Source organism: Nocardioides humi, assembly GCF_006494775.1.
Lineage (GTDB): Bacteria > Actinomycetota > Actinomycetes > Propionibacteriales > Nocardioidaceae > Nocardioides > Nocardioides humi.
Window position 1 is genome coordinate 5,718,092 of the sequence record NZ_CP041146.1, and the last position, 20,989, is coordinate 5,739,080.

The 20,989-nt window shown below is 70.2% G+C and carries 16 protein-coding genes; 7 read left to right on the forward strand and 9 right to left on the reverse strand.

Annotation, left to right across the window (positions count from 1 at the left end):
• Positions 1-93: 93 nt before the first annotated feature.
• Positions 94-558: an Lrp/AsnC family transcriptional regulator gene (locus tag FIV44_RS27560; protein WP_246086655.1), complete on the forward strand. Its 465-nt coding sequence runs from the start codon at positions 94-96 to the stop codon at positions 556-558.
• On the opposite strand, the gene FIV44_RS27565 is transcribed toward FIV44_RS27560, so the two are convergent.
• Entirely contained in the window at positions 537-1,079 is a 543-nt protein-coding gene (locus FIV44_RS27565) for a hypothetical protein (protein WP_141007232.1), read from the reverse strand. The two genes, FIV44_RS27560 and FIV44_RS27565, sit on opposite strands and share 22 nt — an antisense overlap.
• A gap of 73 nt (positions 1,080-1,152) precedes the next feature.
• Between FIV44_RS27565 and FIV44_RS27570 the strand changes: the two genes are divergently transcribed.
• Positions 1,153-1,494 carry a DUF1801 domain-containing protein gene (locus FIV44_RS27570; RefSeq protein ID WP_141007233.1) on the forward strand — a complete coding sequence of 114 codons (342 nt, stop codon included), beginning with the start codon at positions 1,153-1,155 and terminating at the stop codon, positions 1,492-1,494.
• 10 nt (positions 1,495-1,504) lie between these two features.
• Entirely contained in the window at positions 1,505-3,286 is a 1,782-nt protein-coding gene (locus tag FIV44_RS27575; protein ID WP_141007234.1) for a DUF429 domain-containing protein, read from the forward strand.
• A 6-nt stretch (positions 3,287-3,292) separates the two neighbouring features.
• On the opposite strand, the gene FIV44_RS27580 is transcribed toward FIV44_RS27575, so the two are convergent.
• From FIV44_RS27580 to FIV44_RS27590, 3 genes are read right to left on the reverse strand one after another with little or no spacing between them, the layout of a single operon-like run.
• Positions 3,293-3,655: a DUF488 domain-containing protein gene (locus tag FIV44_RS27580; protein ID WP_141007235.1), complete on the reverse strand. Its 363-nt coding sequence runs from the start codon at positions 3,653-3,655 to the stop codon at positions 3,293-3,295.
• Positions 3,656-3,672: 17 nt separating this feature from the next.
• Complete coding sequence (locus FIV44_RS27585) at positions 3,673-4,341, reverse strand: lysophospholipid acyltransferase family protein (protein WP_141007236.1); 669 nt, start codon at positions 4,339-4,341, stop codon at positions 3,673-3,675.
• 9 nt (positions 4,342-4,350) lie between these two features.
• A complete protein-coding gene (locus FIV44_RS27590; RefSeq protein WP_141007237.1) occupies positions 4,351-4,611 on the reverse strand; it encodes a hypothetical protein in 261 nt (86 codons plus the stop codon).
• A 70-nt stretch (positions 4,612-4,681) separates the two neighbouring features.
• On the opposite strand from FIV44_RS27590, the gene FIV44_RS27595 reads away from it, so the two are divergent.
• Entirely contained in the window at positions 4,682-5,863 is a 1,182-nt protein-coding gene (locus FIV44_RS27595; protein ID WP_141007238.1) for a M48 family metalloprotease, read from the forward strand.
• The gene (locus FIV44_RS27600; protein WP_141007239.1) at positions 5,863-10,950 is read left to right on the forward strand and encodes an AAA domain-containing protein; all 5,088 of its coding nucleotides are present in this window, start codon (positions 5,863-5,865) and stop codon (positions 10,948-10,950) included. The genes FIV44_RS27595 and FIV44_RS27600 overlap by 1 nt, the downstream gene beginning before the upstream one ends.
• Positions 10,951-11,072: 122 nt before the next feature.
• Here the strand turns inward: FIV44_RS27600 and FIV44_RS27605 are convergent, their stop codons facing one another.
• Entirely contained in the window at positions 11,073-12,500 is a 1,428-nt protein-coding gene (locus FIV44_RS27605; protein WP_141007240.1) for an MFS transporter, read from the reverse strand.
• 39 nt (positions 12,501-12,539) lie between these two features.
• Here FIV44_RS27605 and soxR point away from each other — a divergent pair, with 39 nt between their 5' ends.
• Positions 12,540-13,007 (forward strand): redox-sensitive transcriptional activator SoxR, encoded by a 468-nt coding sequence (soxR, locus tag FIV44_RS27610; RefSeq protein WP_141007241.1) that lies wholly within the window; start codon positions 12,540-12,542, stop codon positions 13,005-13,007.
• Positions 13,008-13,931: 924 nt separating this feature from the next.
• Here soxR and FIV44_RS27620 read toward each other — a convergent pair.
• Both FIV44_RS27620 and FIV44_RS27625 read right to left on the reverse strand, forming a co-directional pair.
• Positions 13,932-14,360, reverse strand: a complete 429-nt coding sequence (locus FIV44_RS27620) for a type II toxin-antitoxin system VapC family toxin (RefSeq protein WP_141007242.1) — start codon at positions 14,358-14,360, stop codon at positions 13,932-13,934.
• Positions 14,357-14,584, reverse strand: a complete 228-nt coding sequence (locus FIV44_RS27625; RefSeq protein WP_141007243.1) for a hypothetical protein — start codon at positions 14,582-14,584, stop codon at positions 14,357-14,359. The genes FIV44_RS27620 and FIV44_RS27625 overlap by 4 nt, the downstream gene beginning before the upstream one ends.
• Positions 14,585-15,086: 502 nt before the next feature.
• Here FIV44_RS27625 and FIV44_RS27630 point away from each other — a divergent pair.
• Positions 15,087-16,511: a hypothetical protein gene (locus FIV44_RS27630; RefSeq protein WP_141007244.1), complete on the forward strand. Its 1,425-nt coding sequence runs from the start codon at positions 15,087-15,089 to the stop codon at positions 16,509-16,511.
• 107 nt (positions 16,512-16,618) lie between these two features.
• Here FIV44_RS27630 and FIV44_RS27635 read toward each other — a convergent pair whose 3' ends face one another.
• Both FIV44_RS27635 and FIV44_RS27640 read right to left on the reverse strand, forming a co-directional pair.
• Positions 16,619-17,821: an ADP-ribosylglycohydrolase family protein gene (locus tag FIV44_RS27635; protein ID WP_141007245.1), complete on the reverse strand. Its 1,203-nt coding sequence runs from the start codon at positions 17,819-17,821 to the stop codon at positions 16,619-16,621.
• The gene (locus tag FIV44_RS27640; RefSeq protein WP_141007246.1) at positions 17,818-20,943 is read right to left on the reverse strand and encodes an NACHT domain-containing protein; all 3,126 of its coding nucleotides are present in this window, start codon (positions 20,941-20,943) and stop codon (positions 17,818-17,820) included. The genes FIV44_RS27635 and FIV44_RS27640 overlap by 4 nt, the downstream gene beginning before the upstream one ends.
• Positions 20,944-20,989: the final 46 nt, after the last annotated feature.

Sequence of the window (20,989 nt, forward strand, 5' to 3'; positions counted from 1 at the left end):
ATGACAAGCGATTCCGAAGCCGATTCACAAGATTGCAACGGAATCCGTACCCATCTGTTGCACGACAGGCTCCGGACTGTGAGGATCGGCCCTGTGACCAGGGCAAAGCCGGCTCCCCTCGACGACGTCTCGAAGGCGATCATCGCCGAGCTCCAGGAGGACGGCCGGCGCTCGTACGCCGCCATCGGCAAGGCGGTCGGCCTCTCCGAGGCGGCCGTGCGCCAGCGCGTCCAGCGCCTCGTCGACAGCGGCGTGATGCAGGTCGTCGCCGTCACCGACCCGACCGAGATCGGCTTCGCCCGCCAGGCCATGATCGGCATCCGCGCCACCGGCGAGCTGGAGCCGATCGCCGACGCGCTCGCCGAGGTCGACGAGGTCGACTACGTCGTCATCACCGCCGGGTCCTTCGACCTGCTCGCCGAGGTCGTCTGCGAGAGCGACGCCCACCTGCTGGAGATCATCTCCCGCCGGATCCGCACCATCCCCGGCGTGGTCTCGACCGAGGCGCTGGTCTACCTCAAGCTCCGCAAGCAGACCTACTCCTGGGGCGTGCGCTGAGCGCCGAAGCGGTAGAGCCCGTACCCGGTGGCGAGCAGCAGGCCGAGCAGCACCGCGATCCGCTGCCCGAACTCCACCGGGTGCGCCGCGTCGAGGGCGGCGTAGACGGCGAGGTCGCCGCCGACGTACCAGAGCAGGTACGCCGTCGGCGGCACCAGCCAGGTCAGCGGATGCCACCACCGCACCGCGTGGTGGTTGCGGCCGACGAGGACGAAGTCGAGCACGACCAGGGTCGGCGTCACGACGTGCTCGAGCAGCGACCAGGCCTGCCACAGGTTGCCGTTCTGCATCGGCACGTAAGCGAGGCCGACGAGCACCATGAGCGTGGTCAGCGCGCCGCGCAGCCAGGGGGAGCGGGGCTCGCGGAGCGCCAGGCCGACGAAGCACACGGCGACCGCCAGGTTGGAGAGCTGGGAGAGCGCGGTCCACCACACGTCGTACTCCCGCGCGGCGAGGACCACCCCGGTCGCGGCGCCGGCCGCGACGACGAGGCGCCAGAGCGCGACGGGGACCGTGTTCACCGCGGCATGGTGTCACGTTCATCTCGGGTTCACCCAGCGAACGCGGAGGCCCGGGGTGGGTAGGGTCCTCGTCATGAGCGCTGACTGGCGGGCTGACACCGTCGAGAAGGTCCGGTCCCTGATCGTCGCCGCGGAGCCGGGCGTCGTGGAGGAGGCCAAGTGGAAGAAGGCCTCCAACCCCGCGGGCGTGCCGACCTTCTCCGCCGACGGCCTGATCTGCACGGTCGAGACCTACAAGGACAAGGTCAAGCTGACCTTCGCCAAGGGCGCCTCGCTCGACGACCCGACCGGGATCTTCAACGCCAGCCTCGACGCCGGCACCCGCCGCGCCGTCGACCTCCGCGAGGGCGAGACGCTGGACGACGACGCGTTCGTCGCGCTGGTGCGCGAGGCCGTCGCGCTCAACCGCACCTGAGCGGCCGCGCATGCACTTCGTCGGGGTCGACCTCGCGTGGGGCGAGCGCCGGCCGACCGGCCTGGCGGTCGTCGACGCCGACGGGCACCTGCTCGCGGTGTCGGCGGTGCGGACCGACGACGAGATCGTGACCGCGCTGGCGTCGTACGTCGAGGGGGAGTGCCTGGTCGCGATCGACGCCCCGATCGTGGTCGTCAACCCGACCGGCAACCGGCCCGCCGAGGCGGAGCTCAACAAGGACTTCGCGCGCTTCGACGCCGGCGCCCACCCGTCCAACACCGGCAAGCCGGAGTTCCGCGACCAGCCGCGGGCCGCCCGGATCGCGGCCCGGCTCGGCCTGGACGTCAACCCGCGCTCGCGACGCCCGCGCCGGGCGATCGAGGTCTATCCGCACCCCGCGACCGTCGCGCTGTTCCGCCTGGGCCGGACGCTGAAGTACAAGAACAAGCCCGGCCGCGACCTCGAGCAGCTGCGCGGCGAGCTGGTCGTCCTGCTCGGCCTGGTCGAGGGGCTCGCCGTCGCCGAGCCGCCGCTGCGGGTCGACGCGCTGCCGGCGTGGCACGACCTGCGGGCCGCCGCCGAGACCGCGACCCGCAAGAGCGACCTGCGCGTGGTCGAGGACCAGGTCGACGCTGTCGTGTGCGCCTACATCGCTCTGTTCGCCGAGCGCCGGCCGGAGCAGGTCACGACGTACGGCGACCTCGACACCGGCTACATCGTGACGCCCACGCTGCCGGCCGACCTGGTCCCCACCCCGCGGCCGCGGCGCGGGACCCCGGCGCCGCTCGACGTCGGCTCCGCGGTCCGCCGGTACGCCGAGCTGCAGCCCGGCCTGCGGCAGGTCACCGACGGCTTCGTGCGCCTGGTGACCTCGATCCTCGACGAGGCCGGCATCAACTACCTGACCGTGACCGGCCGGGCGAAGTCGGTGTCGTCCTTCGCCGCCAAGGCCGCCCGCACCGACGGCGGCCGCCCGCTCTACGCCGACCCGCTCCGGGAGATCACCGACCAGGTCGGCGTCCGCGTGATCACCTACGTCCACAGCGACGTCCAGGCCGTCGTCGACCTGCTCGAGGACCAGGCCGTGGTCCACGACGACCGCGACCTGGGCCAGGAGATCGCCAGCGAGGGCCGGTTCGGGTACGCCAGCCGCCACCTCCTCGTCGGCCTCGGCGACGCGCGAGGCGGCGCCGACGACGACCTGCTCCGCGGGCACCGGGCGGCGATCCAGATCCGCACCGTCCTGCAGCACGCGTGGGCCGAGTTCGAGCACGACGTCCGCTACAAGGGCACCGTCCCGCCCGAGCACGTCCGCGAGCTCGACCGCCGCTTCACCCTCGCCGCCGGCCTCCTCGAACTGGCCGACCGCGAGTTCTCCACCATCCGCGACCTGCTGCGCGACGCCCCCGTCGAGGCCGCGGAGGACGCGGCCGCCGACACCCCCGAGGATGCCGACCCGCGGATCAGCCCGCGCGAGCTGGCGGCCTTCCTCGCCGGGCAGTACGCCGACGCCGGCTGGTCGCGCACCGACCACTACGCCTGGATCTCCACCCTCGTCCTCGAGCTCGGCATCACCTCCCTCGCCGCGCTCGGCGACACGCTGCGCTCGGTCGACGCCGACGCGCTCCGCGAGCGGATGGGCTACCGCTACCCGCCCGGCGCCGTACGCCGCCTCGACGACGCCCTCCTGTGGGCGTACGGCGACCGGTACGTCGAGCTGCGCGGCAACGCCCACCGCATCCCCGCGCTGCGCGCCCGGCTGGCGCGGATGCGCGGCGACGACAGAGCCTGAGGCGGGTCAGTCGCCGGTCAGCAGGTCCGCGAGCACCGCCGCCTGGCTCAGTGCGACGTCGTGGGACGCGGTCATCAGGGTGAGCGGCCCGGCGTCGTGCAGCGCGTGCAGGTGGTCGAGCGCCGCGGCCTGCTCGGCACCGGAGAGCTCGGCGCGGTAGCGGCGTACGAACTCCTCGTGGCGCGCCGGGTCGTGCCCGTACCACTGGCGCAGGTCGGTCGAGGGCGCCACCGCCTTGAGCCACTCGTCCCACGGCGCGTCCGCCTTGCGCTGCCCGCGCGGCCACAGCCGGTCGACCAGCACCGCGGTCCCGCTCGCCGGCCGGCCGTCGCGCACGTGGGCGACGGTGACGGGGTGAGCGGTGGTCATGGTGTCGACGCCGCGGCTCAGGTCTCGACGGGCCGGTCGTTGTAGGCGCCGGCGAGCTCCTGCCCGGTCAGGGCGTGGATCGCGGCCATGATCTCGTCGGTCGCCTCCCGGCGCGCCCGCCCCGGCGCCAGGCCCGCGAAGCGCCCGGTGAAGTCGATCGGCTCGCCGAACCGCACCGTCACCTTGGCCAGCCGCGGCCACCTCGCGTCGACCGGCTGCAGCTGCTCGGTGCCGGTCAGGCCGACCGGGACGACCGGGACGCCCGCCGTCAGCGCCAGCTGCGCGACCCCCGTCCGCCCCCGGTACAGCCGCCCGTCCCGCGAGCGGGTGCCCTCGGGATAGATGCCGAATGCCTCCCCGCGCCCCAGCACCTCCAGGGCCACGTCCAGCGAGTTGAGCGCCGCACGCGTGTCCGTGCGGTCGACCGGCACCATCCCGAGCCCCTCGAACCACGCCTTGCTGAGCCGGCCCTTGACGCCGGAGCCGGTGAAGTACTCCGCCTTCGCCAGGAACACCACCTTGCGCGGCGCCACGATCGGGATCACCACGCTGTCGGCGAAGCTGAGGTGGTTGCTCGCGAGCAGCACGGGCCCGGTCGGGGGCACGTTCGCGACGCCCTCGATGGTCGGACGCCACACCGCGCGTGCGAGCGGAGGAACCGTGGTGTGAAGGACCTCGTAGAGCACGGCCCCAGCCTAGGCTCGACCGTGCGCGGCCGCCGCCCCGCCTCTCCTCGCGTCGGCCCGCGTCTGTCGAACGGTGCGCCGGAGGACCAGCCGCGGGCCGGTCGCGTACAGGAGGGCGCCGAGAGGCCCCAGGACCACCGACAGCGGGATCCACAGCGGGCGGCTCTGTCCCGCGCGGGCCCGGGTCCCCGGCCGGAACCGGAGCATGTCGACGATCGCCAGCAGTGACAGCCCCACGGTGATCGCCAAGATCACCAGCCAGTCGTCCATGCCCGACCTCGCCTCCCCGTCGCTTCGACGGTATCCAGAGACTCCACAAGGGCGACACTAGGCTGAGCCCGTGCTCCACCCGCTCCGGCCGCTGCCGTACCACGTCGCGGTGACGTCGATCCTCGAGCGCGAGACACCGAAGGCGTTCGCGGCCCTCGGCTCGGCGCCCGCCGGCGGAGTCGAGCTCGACCAGGCGCTGCTGCGCTCGACGTACCGGCTGGACCCGGCGAGCCATCCCGAGGCGCACGCGCAGCTGGCGCGCGCCGCCGAGGCGCTGGGGGTGACGGTGCCCGTCGAGCTGTACGCCGGCGAGTCCGGCGGGCGGCCGAACGCCGAGCTGGTGCACGTGGCCGACCGGGCGATCGTGGTGCTCACCGGCGGGCTCTCGGACCTCCTCAGCGGTGACGAGCTGTGCGCCGTGCTGGGGCACGAGCTGGCCCACCACCTGCTGTGGACCGCGGAGGGCGGGCGCTACCTGGTCGCGGCGCGGCTGCTCGATGCGGGGGAGACCGATGCGCGGACGAGCGGGGAGCACCTCGAGACCGCACGCCGGTTCCGGCTCGCCACCGAGCTGTACGCCGACCGCGGCGCCCTCGTCGCGACCGGCTCGGTCGAGCCGTCGGTCGGCGGCCTGATCAAGCTCGCCACGGGCCTGCGCCAGGTCGATCCCGCCGCCTACCTGCGGCAGGCCGCGGAGGTCGACCTGACCTCCGGCAGCAGCGGGCAGACCCATCCCGAGAACGTGCTGCGCGCCTGGGCCCTGCAGCAGTGGCAGCTCGACGGCGACGCGGCCGAGGAGCGGGTGGCGGCGGCGATCGGGCCGCCGCTGGACCTCGCCGCGCTCGACGTTCTCGGCCAGGACGCCCTGCGGGACCTGACCCGCGAGCTCGTCCGCCAGGCGGTGCTGGTCGAGGCGCTGAGAACACCCGAGTCGACCGAGCTCGCGGAGCGGTACGGCGCCACGGTGCCGCCGGCGCCCTCGCCCCTCTCGGAGCTGTCCGCCGAGGACCTGAGCGCACTCCCGGCCGACACCCGCCGCTACCTCTGCGCCGTCCTCGCCGACCTCGCGACCTGCGACCCCGACGCGTCCCGCGATGCCCTGGCCGCCGCCGTCGCGGTGGCGACCGTGAAGCGACTCGACAAGGACCTCGTGAGGTTCCTCTCCGCCGAGCTGGGCCTCGGCGACCGCGAGCGGTCGGCCGTGGTGTCCGCCGCGGGCCGGCTGCTGGCCTCCCCGGGAGGGGCCGCCTGATGCGGGACCTGGTACGCCGGGCGGTCGACCTGGGCGGGCTTCCGGTCGACGACGCGCTCGCCCTCGTCGTGCCCCTGCTCGAGCAGGTGGCCCGCGCCCACGAGGTGGGCCGGGTCGCGCCGCTGCGCGGGCTCGGTGACCTGTCCGTGGCCGAGGAGCACCGGATCGAGTTCGACGAGCGGGCCGCGCTGCCGGCGCAGCACAACCGGGCCGCGCTCGAGCAGGTGGAGCGCGAGCTGGCCTCGCGCTCGTTCGAGGTACGACGTGGCGCCGGCCAGGTGGTCGACCTGGCCTCCGGCCTGCGCACCACCACGACCGACCAGGGCGAGACCGCCGCGCACCCCCGGGTGCGCCTGGTGCCGGGCTGGCAGCGGTGGGAGCACGAGATCGAGCACCACGACCAGCTCACCGACATCGGCAGCCTGGGGGAGCTGCTGGCGGCGCTGCTCTGCGGGCTCGACCTCGCCGACGCCGACGACCTGCAGCGACTGGAGCGGCACCGCGGCAACCTGTTCGCGCTGGCCCCGGGGCTGCACCCGGTGGTTGCCGGCGTGGTCACCTCGATGGTCGAGCCCGACCGGCGGCGGCGCACCCAGGACCTGCTCGACGTCACCGAGCGGCTGCGCACCTACCGCGACCACCCGGAGGACTTCGACCTCGACCGCGTGCTCGTCGCCGGCGGCACGGCGGACCGTCGTACCGTCGTCCTGGAGCACCTGCGCGACCGTCTCTTCGACGTCAGCAGGCGCAACCCCCTGCTGCACTTCCGCAGCACCGGACGCACCCTCAACCTGACCCAGGCGTCGGTGCCGCTGGTGCTCGACGTCCGCTCGGTGCGTGCGGAGCAGCTGTTCACCTGGGGCGGGCCGGTGTCCGCGCGCCTGGTCGCCGGCAAGCCGGTCGACCTCGGCGCCGTGGTCCGGTGGGACGACGCGCCGTACGCCGAGCAGGCCATCGACGCCGTCATGTCGCAGGCGCGCCGCGACCGCGCCGAGTACGGCCAGGACCAGCTGCGGATCGTGGTCGCCTTCTTGCGCTGGCACGACGTCCACGAGGATCCGGATGCGCCGATCCTGTCGCCGCTGGTGCTGGCGGCCGCGCAGCTGACGAAGAAGCGCGGAGTGCGGCATTCCTACCGGCTCCAGCTGGTCGAGCCCGGCCAGGCCGAGGTGAACCCGGTCCTGCGCCACCAGCTGCGCGACCGCTACGGGTTCGAGCTGCCGGCCACCGTCGACCTCACCGACCCGGGCGCCGTCGACGCGCTGCGCGCGGAGATCGAGCGCCAGGCGCGGGCCACCGAGCGCGGCGTCTCGGTCGTGCTCGTCGACCAGCCCCGGATCGAGCTGATCCGCTCGCGCGCCCAGACGGCGCTGCAGGCCTACCGGCGCCGCCGGAGCGGCAGCCGGCCGAGCATCGGCCGCCGCCACTACGCCTACTCCTACACCCGGCCGTCGTGGCAGCCGCTCGGTGTGCAGATCTTCGAGGACCGCCTGGTGCGCTCCCCACTGCCGTTCGCCGTCGAGCTCGGCGACGAGCCGGCGCCCCGCGCGCAGGCGGTCGGTACCGCCGGTGCGGTCGAGCGCGAGCTCTACACCCTGACCGAGGGCGAGACGAACCCCTACCGCTGGGAGGTCGACCTCTGCGCGGTCAGCCTCGCCAACTTCAACTACCGCACGCTCAGCCTGGTCCGCGACTACGACGCCCTGCTCGCCGAGACTCGGTCGCAGCCGGTGTTCGACGAGCTGTTCTCCGCCGAGCCGCGCGAGGCCCCGGCGGCCGCCGCGGCGATGCCGCTGCCCGAGCGTCATCTGGTGGTGAGCGCCGACGACTCCCAGCTGGCCGCCATCGCCCAGGCCCGCGCCGACGACAACTTCGTCATCCAGGGCCCGCCCGGCACCGGCAAGTCGCAGACGATCACGAACCTCGTCGCCGACTACCTCGCGCGCGGCAAGCGGGTGCTGTTCATCTGCCAGAAGCGCGCCGCGCTCGACGTCGTCCACGCCCGGCTGCGCTCCCGCGGCCTCGACGAGATCTGCACGCTCGTCCACGACAGCCAGGCCGACAAGAAGGCCTTCGTCCACGGCCTGCGCGACACCTACGAGGCGTGGTCCGCCGCCGAGGACGACCTCGCCGACCTCGAGGCGGCGCGCGACGCGCTCGTGAGCGAGCTGACCGGCATCCGCGCCGAGGTCGAGGGGTACGACGCCGCGCTGGGCGGGCCCGGACAGCGCGGTGCCCGCGTGATCGACCACCTCGACCGGCTGGTCGCGCTGCGCCACGCGCGCTGGGGCGAGGAGCTGAGCGCCGACCGGCAGCTTCTGGTGCCGGCCCCGGAGGCCTGGCAGGCCGCCCGTGGTGCGGTCGACCGGCTGGGCGAGGCGCTCGCACGGGCGGGCCACGGCCGGATACTGGCGCGCTCGCCACTGTCGGCGGTCGAGCCGAGTGTGCTCGGCGACCCCCGGGCCGAGCTGACCGTCGGTGCCGCGGCCGAGGCGCTGGCCGGAGCGCTGGCGCGTCCGCGCGCGCTGCTCGTGGCGGCAGGCGGACCGGATCCCGGCGCGCTGAGCCTGTCCCAGGTCTGGCAGGTGGCCGAGCTGCATGCGCTCCTCGACCCGCTCGCCCGCCGTGGCGCGCTCGGCGTCCTCTCCGGACGGTCGGTCGCCGCGACCGAGCTGACCGCCGCGGCGGACCGGCAGCGGGCCGCCCGCGAGGCGGCGGAGGCGGCCGCGCAGGCGGCCGCCGGCTGGGCGGAGGCTCCCGGGCCCGAGGAGGCGCGCGCGGCGCTGGAGGTCGCACGACACAAGGAGGGAGCGGCGTTCCGGTTCTTCAACGGCGAGTGGCGCCGAGTCCGCGGACTGGTCGGGCGGGGGTGGCGCGGGCCGGCGCTGCCGGCCAGTCGGGCGCTCGGGCTGCTGGTGGCCCACTACGACGCCGCCGGCGCCGCGACGGCCGACGACGCCGAGGCAGAGCGGGTCTACGGCCACGCCGACCTGTCGGCCCTGGCGACGGCGCTCGAAGTGGCACGCCGCCTGGAGTGGCCGCTGGCCGCCTGGCGCGACCTGCTGGCGACCTCCGACGACCGCGCCCGCGAGGCGCTCGACGCCCTGCCGGCGGTGCTGCCCGGCGTGGAGGCGGCGGCCGCCGGGGTCCTCGCCGTCGAGCACCTGTCGCTCGACGCGGCGGCCGGCGTCGCCGCGGCGCTGGCGGCGCCGGCCGGGCGCGACGCCGTCCGCGCTGCCGCCCCGAGCCTGCGGGAGCTCGCCGCGCAGCCGGCCGTCCTCGAGGCGGTCCGCAGGCTCGACGCGGAGCCAGACCAGCTCGAGTACGCCGTGGTCGCCGCCGCGCTCCGCACCGCGCGGGCGAGTCATCCGCAGCTGGACCGGCTGGACGGGCGCCGGCTCGGCGACCTGGTCGAGCGGGTGGCGACGCTGGAGCCCGACCTGCACAGGGCCAATGCCGCGGTGATCGTGGGCCGGCTGCGCCACCGGTTCCGGGAGCGGGTGGAGCACAGCACCCGCAGCGTCACCGGCATGGACGACGCCCAGCGTGCGCTCAAGAGGACGTGGAGCACGGGACGCCGCGAGCTGGAGCACGAGTTCGGCAAGGTGCGTGCGTACAAGTCGATCCGTCAGCTCGCCGGCGGCGAGTCCGGCGAGGTGGTCGCCGCGCTGCGCCCGGTGTGGCTGATGAGCCCGGCCTCGCTGAGCGACATCCTCGAGCTGGCCTCGTCCTTCGACGTGGTCGTCTTCGACGAGGCGAGCCAGGTGCCGGTCGAGGAGGCGGTGCCGGCGCTGCACCGGGCCGGTCAGGTCGTCGTGGTCGGGGACCGGATGCAGCTGCCGCCCACCCGCTACTTCCGTGCGGGCGGGCCCGCTCCCGACACGGAGGTCGACGACGGCGCCCCGGACGACGAGTCCGGCACGCAGGTCGGCGTGGTGCTCGACGCCGACAGCTTCCTCGCCGTCGCATCGACGCGGCTGCCGTCGACGATGCTGCTCTGGCACTACCGCAGCCGCCACGAGGCGCTGATCCAGTTCAGCAACGCCGCCTTCTACGACGGTCGGCTGGCGACCGTGCCGGACCGTGAGCCGCTGCCCGAGGGGCGCACGCGGCTGGTCGTGGGCGCCAGCGAGTCGCCCGATCCCGAGCAGGTGCGCGCGACCACGGACGCGATCCTCGACCGCAGCATCAGCGTCGTACGCGTGAGCGACGGCATCTACACGCGTCGCACCAATCCCGCCGAGGCGCGGTGGGTCGCCGAGGTGGTGCGCGACCTGCTGCTGCGCGGCACCGGCCTGTCGATCGGCGTCGTGGCGTTCTCGGAGGCGCAGCAGACCGAGATCGAGAGCGCCCTCGCCGCGCTGGCCGCCGACGACCGGGAGTTCGCGACGGCGTACGAGACCGAGGTCGACCGGGAGGAGGACGGCCAGGCGCTCGGCCTCTTCGTGAAGAACCTGGAGAACGTCCAGGGCGACGAGCGCGACGTGATCGTCATGAGCGTCTGCTACGCGCCCGGCCCCGACGGCCGGATGCGGATGAACTTCGGCCCGATCAACAACAGTGGCGGCGAGAAGCGGCTCAACGTCATCTTCAGCCGCGCCCGCCGCCACATGGTGCTGGTCAGCAGCATCGAGCCCACGATGATCACCAACACCTACAACGACGGCGCCTCCGCGCTGCGCGGCTTCCTCCAGTACGCCGACGCCGTCTCCGAGGGCGACCGGGCTGCGATGGAGTCCGCCCTCGGGTCGTGGGCTCGCTCGGGCGCGGGATGGTCGGCGACGCCGGCCATCGTCGAGCAGCTGAGCGCTGCGTTGGGGAAGCGGGGTGTCGACGTGGCCCTCGCCGTGGGCCAGTCCGGCTTCCGCTGCGACCTCGCCCTGCGTCGTGCCGGAGACCCGGCGTGGCGCACCGCCGTCCTCGTCGACCACGCCGACCGCGTCGACGGCGCCACCGGCGAGCAGCGCCGTACCGTCCAGCCGGCCGTGCTGCGCTCCGCCGGCTGGACGGTCGAGCAGGTGCTCGCCACCGACTGGCTCGAGGACCCGGACGGGGTGACGGAGCGGCTCGTCGCGAGCCTGGGCTGACCCCCTCAGGCGGTGGGAGGGAAACCCGCCGAGCCGCACCAGATGGCCGTGCAGCGCTCAGCACCGCGGTCTCGGGCACCTCCGCCCCGGCGTCAGCGCGGCTGCTCGCCTCGTCGCTCGCCTCATCGTCCGCCACGCAGGGCGAGCACGACGAGGAAGACGCCGAGAGCGCCCATGACCGCGAGTCCCGCACCCATCGTCGCCGCACCCGCTGCACCCGCGCCGCCGACGACGACCAGCACGCCCACGAGGGCCGACGAGATCGCGTTCGCGATGAGCTCGGCCGTCCCGACGCCGGCCGCGGCCTTGGAGCCCTCGACGGGGTCGTCGCTGCTGCGCATCGCCGCGACGCTCAGGTGCGGGAACGCCAGACCCACGCCCGCGCCGGCCAGCAGCAGCCCACCGACCCACACCCAGGCGGCCCCGTCGGTGTCGAGATGCTGGGAGGCGGCGTACACGGCGAGCCCGACGGTCATGAGCACGGGACCGAGGAACATCAGCCGGCGGCTGGTGCGCTCGTCGTCGACGCTCGCGCTGAAGAGCTGCACGAAGCTCCACCCGATCGAAACCGTCGCTCCGAACACCCCGGCGACGAGCGGGGTCATCCCGCCGAGCTCCTGGCCGAACTTCGGCAGGAAGATCTCCGCCATCGCCGCGGCGCTGAGGATGCCGAGCAGGATGTAGATCCACTTGAGGGGATTCCCGCGCTGGTAGGTGATGTGCGGCAGCACGGGCGAGGGCGCTGCTCGGTCCACCAGCACGAACCCGGCCACGAGCACGACGCCGAGCGTGAGCGCGACCGTGGTCGGCCAGCCGACCGGCACGATCGCGGCGATGCTGAACGCCGCCGCGGCGAGGACGAGTACGCCGAGCGACGTCACAGGCAGTCGCCCGAAGTCCTCGGGCTCCGTGCTGCCCCGCGGCAGGCCGCGCAGCGACATCACGCCGAGCACCACCGCCACGACGGTGAGGAGCCAGAACGCACCGCGCCAGAACTCCAGCTGCGCGAACACCCCACCGATGGCGGGACCGACCAGCGTGCCGAAGCCCCACATCGCCGACACGAGCCCGGTCGCCCGCGTCCACAGGTGCTCGGGGAGCGCGTCGCGGATCACGGCGTACCCGAGACCCGCGAGCAGTCCACCGCCGAGGCCCTGCAGGACCCGAGCGACCAGCAGCAGCTCCATCGTCGGCGACAGCGCCGCGCCGAGGGAGCCGGCCGCGAACAGCAGGAACGCCAGCAGGTAGGCATGTGCCGCACCCCACGACGCGAGGGTGCGGGCGACCAGCATCGAGGTCAGCACCGAGGCCACCATGAAGGACGTCGTCACCCAGGCGAAGTACTGCCCGCCGCCGATGTCGGCGACCGTCGTGGGCAGCAGGGCGGCCGTGACGAAGGTGTTCATGGCGTAGACGGCGATGCCGCCCGCAAGGACGAGCGAGGCGGTGATGTGCTCACTGCTGAACAGTTCTCGCCAGCTGCCGGATGGCGCTGCGGTCGAGGTGGTTGTTGTCGAATTCCCTGCCGTATCGGTGTCTTCTGCGGACATGCCGACTACGCTAGAATCTCAACATATGTTGAGGTCAAGATGAGCGATCACAAGCCGACCCCCACCGATCTGCTGGCCATCGGCGAGGTCGCGCGACGTACCGGAGTCGCCGTCTCCGCGCTGCACTTCTACGAGCGCCTGGGACTCATCTCCGCCACCCGCACAGCCGGAGGCCAACGCCGGTACGCCCGCCACGTGATCCGCCGGGTCTCGGTGATCCAAGTGGCGAAGCGCATGGGCATCCCGCTCGCCGAGGTCGCCGAGGTCTTCGCCGACCTGCCCCAGGACCGCATGCCCAGCAAGGTCGACTGGCGGCGTATCAGCGAGCGCTGGCACGGACGCCTCGAGGCCCGTCGCAAGGAGATCGAGCGGATGGAGCACGAGCTGATCGAGTGCATCGGCTGCGGCTGCGTCTCGCTGCGCAGCTGCCGGGTGCTCAATCCCGACGACGAGCTCGGGTCGAACGGAACAGGCCCCCGGCTGTTGCCCGAGATCAGCGCGGACTGACGGACCTACGACATTGACGGTCTGCTGTCTGGACGTCAGGCGGGGTGGAGAGTCACCAGCCACGGGAGCAGACGTGGAGGACGAGATCCCTCAGGCCGACGGCTCGTGGTCGAGCCAGGCGCATCGGCCGCACGAGCAGCCCGTCTGCTGCCCGTCGTCGCTGCGACCGGGAGGCGACAAGGCCGGCTTCGCCCCGGTCCGCCGAGATCCGTTTCCCTCGGTCGTCCTGAACGGCTTCTTCGTCAGGTGCCATCCCTTGCACTTCGAACACCGGTAGACCCGCAGAGCGTAGCCGCTCTTCCGACTGGCTGCGAGCGCGTTGCGGATCGCTTCTCGCTGGCTCGCGTAGCGGTTCTTGCCGCAGGGCTTGTGCTGCGTTGCCTTCATGTCGTCGCCTCCGCTGCACAGGATCCGCGAACCGTCCCACGCAATGCAGCGACCTTCACGCCGCCGCCGCCCGCGCAGCGGCGACATGCCTCTGAGACGTGCGAGGCGTTGACCAGCCCGCCGGAGCACCAGGACGAGGAGCGACGCGCGCTCGTGCGGCGCTCGGGAGCAGCCCGGCCAGCCCGGTGTCGGTCACCGCGCCCGTGACGAGTGCGACGTCGGGGTCGCGACGGTGGCGTTGACGCCCGCACGATGGCGACGAGGATCGTGCGGTCGAGGCCGTCAGAGTTTCTGATGCGATGTCTGACTGGACAAGCGAAACGCCCCCGAACAACCGAAGTTGAACGAAGGCGTTTCGCAGGTCAGCGCCGCTTTCGCTGCGTTTGATGCAGGTCAGCGACGGCCGACCTCAGATGTCGTAAGTCCGGCAAGTGATTCTGTGTCTGTGCAGGTCAGGCGCCTGATTCGACTCCTCGCGCTAGAGACGATGGCACTGTCATGGCACAAACTGGAGTTGCCGCTGAGGCTGATGTGATCTCAGAGGCGTTCTGGCAGGAGGGTCAGCGCCTCTACGTGCTGTGGTCGTACGGCGGTAAAGTGCCGGCGATCCAGTGTCGCGACCTCGGTGATGTCCAGTCGCTCGGCGAGCGCGATCACGGAGGCGTCTGTCGTGCCGATCCGGAGATCGTCGTATTGCTCGACCAACTCGGCCATGCGCGCGTAGTCGTCGGTTGTCACATCCACCGGGTCGAAGTCGCCAGCAGCGAGGCTGGCAAGAAACCGTGCCTCAAGCCTGCTGGAGCCGAAGCTGTCCAGCATGTACCCGACCTCGGCGACAACGGTTGCCGGGACGAGGAGCTGCCGTCTGGCCAAGCGCAGACCGGTGAGCAACTCGACGCAGGCGTGGTGGTCCGGATCGTGCCGAACGGCCGCTGCCACGAGTGGCCCGGTGTCGCAGAGGATCACGAGCGGTAGCTACCGAAGCCTTCAGCGGCGAGGTACTTATCGACGTTCTGAGCCAGATCCTTCGGCACGTCGGGGTTGTCGATCGCGCCGAACCACTCCGGCGGCCAGGGGCGATCCAAGGCTGGCTTACGCAGACGACGGCGCAACTCATCTCCCGCTGCCGGCAACTGGTCGTCTGGCAGTGCATCGACGAGTTCGTGCAACTCGTTGCGGTCCATGCTCATGTGTCCAGTGTAGGAGAAGGTGACCGACAAGAAGCTGGATCACGATGTGGCTGGCGAGTACACGTCACTTGCGGCGGTGTGACGCGCCTTGGCCGGTGCAGACTTGCACGCGCTGATGCGGCACTCGCCGTGCGTCGGGAAGGAGCCGCACCTCGACTCCGAGACGACGACACACCTCGGCAGGTACGCGCTCCACCGTCGCTCACAGCGACTCAGGCACGACGACGGCGTCGCGTGTCGTCCGATCGGTCATGTGGCGGAGCAGTTGACTGTAGAGCGTGTCCGCGTCCGTGCCGGGGCTCTGGGTGTGGCTCTTGACCTCGGCGACCAGTCGCCCGTTCTCGGGGTGCTGGTGATCACGTCCACGTGGCTGTGGTCGCCGAGCCTGAACGTCAGCCCTCGGCGCACAGGTGCTCCGCGAATCGTCGCTCCGCCTCGGCCTCATCCGCAGGCCACAGTGTGGCTCCTGTAGGTGTCGGTGGTGTAGAGGAGAATGGCTTGTATGGACGCCGACCTCTCTCGCTTGCCCGCCGGGACCGGCGGCTGGGTCGCGCTCGTCAACCACGCATTGGCGCTGGGTGACCTGTCGGAGGTCGACTACTTGGAGTTGAAGGGCGCGCTGTCCTTCACCGAGCGGCAGGACCGGAAGCGGTCTGCTGTCGTCGTGAGCCGGGCCATCCTCGGCATGGCTAACCGCATGCCCGATCTCGCAGAGAAGCACCTGGGTGGGGCGGGCGTGGTGTTCGTGGGGATCGACCAGTCGCAAACTCTCGTTGGTGCGGAGTCCGTGGATGCGGCGGTGTTGCGGGACTTGGTCGAGCAGTACGTCGGTGAGAACGGCCCCACGTGGGACCACCAGTTCATCAACCATGCTGACGGACTCGTGCTCGCGGTGATCGTTGATGCTCCGAAGTGGGGCGATCGCATCCACGCCTGCCGAAAGGACTACTCCGACGACTCGTCCCGGCTGGCCGTGCGCGACGGGGAGGTGCTTGTCCGGGTGCCAGGTCAGACCCGTCCCGCGACTAGCCACGATCTTGCCAATCTGGAGCGTCGGCGTGCCAAGGCTCCCCACACAGGCGCGCAGGTGAGCGTGTCGTACGCCGGGGCCTTCGATAGGACCAGCCGTGCCAACGTCCGCGACCTCATCGAGGGGATGGTGGGATCGAAGGCGGACGAACTCATCGACGGTATCCCCGCTCCGTTGCCGCGGAGTCCCTACAGCAGCGGTATCCAGGCGATATTGGAGCAGACCTCCGGTCGCCCTGACCGGCGCAGCACCAAGCAGTTCCGGGCGGACGTGGAGCAATGGCAGCACGAGTGCCGGGAGGCGGCAGACGACGTCGCGACGGAGTTCCTACGCCACACGCTCCGGCACGGCACGTTCGTGATCCGCAACGAGTCGGACCGCTACCTCGAGAATGTCCGTGTGCAGGTGTCCTTCCCGCCCGACGTCTCGGTGCTGATGGCATCGGACACCGACTACTGCGATCATGGGGGCCAGTTCAGACCGTTCCAGATGCTGCCGGACGCTCCGGCGAAGTACGGCGACCTGAAGCCCTACGGCCTCGATTACGCAGGCCTCCTGCCGGGCATCAAGTCGCCTGTCGTCTCAAACCTTCCCGCCCCGAACATGGACGTGGAGATGACCTCGGCGGGCTGCGTGGTGTCGTGGTACGTGGGCGACCTGCCTCCCCGTGCGACGGTCAACGCCGACGAGGAGTTCGCGGTGTTCACGGACGAGAACCTGCACATCCACAACCACGATGCGACGGAGCACGACCACCAGCCGATGCGCTCCGAGATCGGCGGCGCGTGGGCGGTGACGGCCCGGGCGGTGGACCACGTGTTTCAGGGGGAGGTCACGGTCCCCTGCCGACAGGAGCCGGGGGCGCTTGCCCTGTGGCGTCGTGGCACGCCCGACTAGCGTGCTGTCCGGTTGAAGCGCTGGTTGTTGGCCGAGATATCGGTCCGCAAGCGGCGGTATGCCGCAGTGGAGCCAGCGGGCGGTGACGCGAACGCTGGTGCCTTCTCTTATCGGAAAACGTCGGCGAACGTGAACGCGAGTTCAAGTGCGTCCTCGTTGCCTGCCCCTGCGAATGCCGCTAGCAATGTCTTGAAGGCATCGACGCCTTCCGCGTCGAAGAGCACGAGGTCGCGTTGTTCAGCAACGAGGCGGGTGAGATACGGGACGACAACTCCGCTGGCAAGCGAGTCATAAGCATAGTTGCTGTGAGCGGTGACAGCCTCGGCGAGTGCTTTGAGGCTGCGCTTCTCGTCGACCTGCGCGAGGTAGACGAGGGCCTCGACGACATGATGAATGACTGGGGCGGCCTTGCTCGCGGCGCAGATCAGCAGGGTCGGAGTGGCGAGGCCGGCGAATCGCGCGATGTCTGCTGCAGTGGCTCGGCCTTGCTGAACGTCATCCTCGCTGAAGTTGCCGCGCTTGCTTTCGAAGGCACCGCTCGCGAAGTAGATCTGATCCGCGGTGGCGTCGAGGACACGGAGAACGTTCTCGAGTTCGGACAGCTCGAGGGGGGTTAGTTCGGAAGTATCGACCATGGCCCCGCCTGTCGCAGTCCAGTACTCGAGCGCGGACGTGGACGCGGTCGTGACGAACTCGAATGTTCGCTGCTGGAGTCTAGGCTCGGCGCCCGGCGCGAGGTAGTCGCGAATGAACGGGATGGCGTGGCTGAGCTCGTTGTGCTTCGCTGGCTCGCTTGCCCATTGGTTCAAGGTCGAAAGTGCGTATGGCGTCTCGTGTGTAAGCGCAAGAAACGTCACGATGTCGACCTTCCGATTGTTGCGCTCGTCTTCGACGCGGTCGACGGCTGATCGCTTCTCCGCCTCGTCTGTGAGCTCTTGAGGCTCGGAAGACTGATCTGCACCGGACCTGAGGCCAGCCAAGGCTTCAAGGGTCGCGTCGACAGCGCCAGGTGATGCATGAGCTTCGCGACCCAGAAGGTTGAGAAGCACGGTACTGACCATGACGTCGGGTTCGGTGATGAGGAGTTCCCGCAGACCCGCAACGCGTGCCTCCGAGGTTGCGTCTGCATGCAGTCCGGTGAACGCTTCGGCGGCATGCATTCGAACCACCGGGTTTTCATCGGTAAGAGCGGCCTGAACACGGGAGATGATCCGGTCTCCATAGTCAGACGTGCGCCACTTCTCGCGACGAGCCAGCACACTTAGGCCTTCGATAGCCCTGTCACGCATGCCGGGGGTCCAAGCCATCATGAGAAGAACCTGCCGACATCAGCGTCATCTGCTTTCGCTTCAAGGACCTGGAAAACCAGTGAGCCCACGGGGTGCGCGGGTGTGATCGCTGGGAGGTAAGCGAGTTGGACTGCTCCCTCAAGGAGCATGTGGTCGACGCGCAGGTGGATCGGTTCATCCGACGAGAACACCGCATGAGCGTCGACGAAGGTGCTGACGAGTCCCGCGACGAGTTCGGCACTGCTCGTCTTGTCCTCTCTGACGTCGTTCAGAGCCTGCTCGAGCGCGCGGGCGGCCGCCTCGACTTCAGGGCTGAGGCTGGAACCCTCCTCCTCACGGATGTGATCGACGGTCGACCATGCCCGTACTTCCGCCTCCATGGACGGGGCGGACGGAATCTCCGGGACCTCGTCGCCAAGCGCATCGATGCGGGAAGCGAGACCAACGTCGGTGACCGCAGTCCTGTCCAGGCAGGCGACGAGGACGTCCTTGATGTGGTCGCCGCGGTCGTAGGTTTCGAGCAGTTCGATGGCTTTGCTTACGGCCAGCTCCAGATCCTTGTGAGGAACCGCCCTCTCATCGGCGGCCGCCTTCAAGAGGCTCGCTGCCTGGACGTACGTGTTCGGGTGTGCGAGCAACGTGCCGGTTGAGAACACCGGTTGGATGACGCAGAACAGGCGCGCCGGGTCTGATGGGCGGCTCATCAGGGCTGCCCAGGCCCACCCCACGTGCAGGTTATCAACGAGCAGGTCGAGTGATCTTGCGATCATTTGGTCGCTTGCATCGACCAGAGCGCCGGCGACCGCGTTGAGCATCTTCTGCTCGTCGTCGTGCCAGTGGGTGCTCAGCCCGAACCCATAGTCCGGCTCGATCCACCCACTCGATTTCGTCGTTGCCATCGGCCACTTCGGAGCGTTTTCACGTTGCCGCGCTGCTCGTTCGAGCCCGGTCGGCTCGATGTGTTCGACGATGGTGCAGATGATGGCGGTGGCGACGCTCACGTCCGTCGATGCCAGTTCGGGATATACCTCGCCGAGCCGATATGCAGCGTGCTTAGCCTGCTGTTGACGAGACTCGCGCAACGGCAGAACAGAACTGCCTCCCAACCCGACATCCTCCTTGCGCGTCTCTTCGAAGGTCATCGAGGTGACTGCGAGTCGGTGAGCAAGATCGGGGTCGGCTTGCAGCGCCTTCACGGCGATATCTGGAAACCACGTCGTCACCGTTCCGCCCCACTGAGCGAGCGCGTCGAAATCGTCGAGGACCCGACGCACTGCGTCACGGACCTCCTCGCTTCCGGCAACGTTGTACTCAACCTGCCTGATCAGAGCACCAGCCAGCCGCTCCCTAGCAGGAGGATCCGACCGACAGGCGTCAAGGAGGAGCGCGATGGCCTGTGCTCGTTCCCCTTCGCCGATGTCTCCATCGACAGAGCCGATCGGGACGCGCCTCTGCAGCGCGAGGATGAGCTCCGCTGCCAGTGCGCCGTCGGTGTAAGAGAAGCCAGCATTGTCGGCGAGGTGCCTTGCAAGATGCGCCAGTGGAACGGCAACGCGTTCCGCGTCGGGAACAACTGCGCGCGCTCGAACCGCCCCAGTAAGTTGGCTGGCCAAGTGCTGACGCCCAGACATTGACCCGTCTGTGACCTCCGTGCCGGCCGTCGCCAGTTCAAGTAGGTCGTCGGCGTCTTTTGCGAGATTGGCGACCCTGGCGGCCACAGCGAGCGAAGCGAGGACGTGGCCGCTGCCTGCGACGACGAGGGCGGTCGGCCAGAACGCGCCGGAAGACCGGGCCTGCCAAAGCATGTCTACCAGGAGGTCGAAGCTCGGACGTGCGACGAGAGGGAGCGTCGGGTCTGCATCGAGTGTCTTCACCAGACCGCTTGGGCCAAGCTGGTGGTATAGCACATAGATTGCAGCCGCGTAGTCGAACAAGATGTTGTGCGAGAACCCGACGACCCGGCTCAGGCCGGGGACCGGACCTTCGACTGAGGTCAAGACGCCATGGCTCAGCATGTCCTCGAGGGCAGAGCTGTCAGTGCCGAGGATGGTCGGCTCCTTCTGCTCGACGTGCAGGCGACGATCTGCGACCATCCTCGTCACCAACCGCTGCAGGAGGGCCTCCCTCGCCTGGGCACTCTCGCTTCGTATGCGCCAGTCCCAGTAGCGGCCCAGCAACTCGACCCGGCTCCGGACCCGGAGCAGTTCATCGTGCTGGCTCGTCGTCAACGACGCCGCTAGTTCCGCCGCTAGACGCAGGTTGAACGGGTTGCGCAGGAGTGCCCGCAGATCGGGCGGCGCTTCGGCGAGCAAGGTCGCCAAAGGCATGGGCGCCACGATCTCTCTGTCCAGGTCTTCATCGCTGAGGTCTCCTACGAAAAGATGTCGAACCGAGGTCAGGCGGGTATCGAGCTGGTCCGCCGCGCTCGAGACAGGGAGGCCCGCGAAGGCCTTCTGCAAGGGACGACTGTTCTTCGTGTCGAACGAACGTGCCGACGCCACTACCTGCCAACGTGTTCCCGCCAACGCAGCAACGGTGTTGCTGAGCGTTTCCCGGTCACCGGACCCTCGAAGCGCATCGACACCGTCGATGACCACAAGCCCTGGCGGACCCGTCCAGCCCCGAAGCACCTCCCGAAGTGGTGTCCCGGTAACGAGACGGTTGGAGCCTGCTACGTCAGTGGCCAGGAGTACCACGACTTCCTCGGTCTCTCGACGTGCAGTCGCGAGGTCCTGGAGAACACCGGACTTGCCCGAGCCTGCCTCGCCGACCACCAGAATCGGGTCGCGGGACTTCAGATCCCTGAGAGTCTTGGCCACCGAACGAGCGATGAAGAGGCCGCCATCGACTGGCAGCAACGCCTCGCTCTGCATAGCCGTGAGATTGGATGCGGACCGCTCACGAATGACTGCGATGTCAGACGCGTACTTCGCGCTGACGGTCGTCGTCACGCCTTGCTGCGCCATCGTCAAAGTCAACGCTGCGCGATCCCGCCACTCACGGTTCTCGGAGGCGACCTGGCCGGCGTCTACGAGCGCCTTCCAAGCGTTGATTCCGTCCGCGGGTGTTTCGAGCCCGCGATGCAGAACGCTGATCGCCGCTTGTTGGTCCTTGCCGCCGTCGCCTAGGTCGAGACTCAACACATGTAGGCACTTTAGGAACTTCTGAACCGCACTGGGTTTCTTGGAG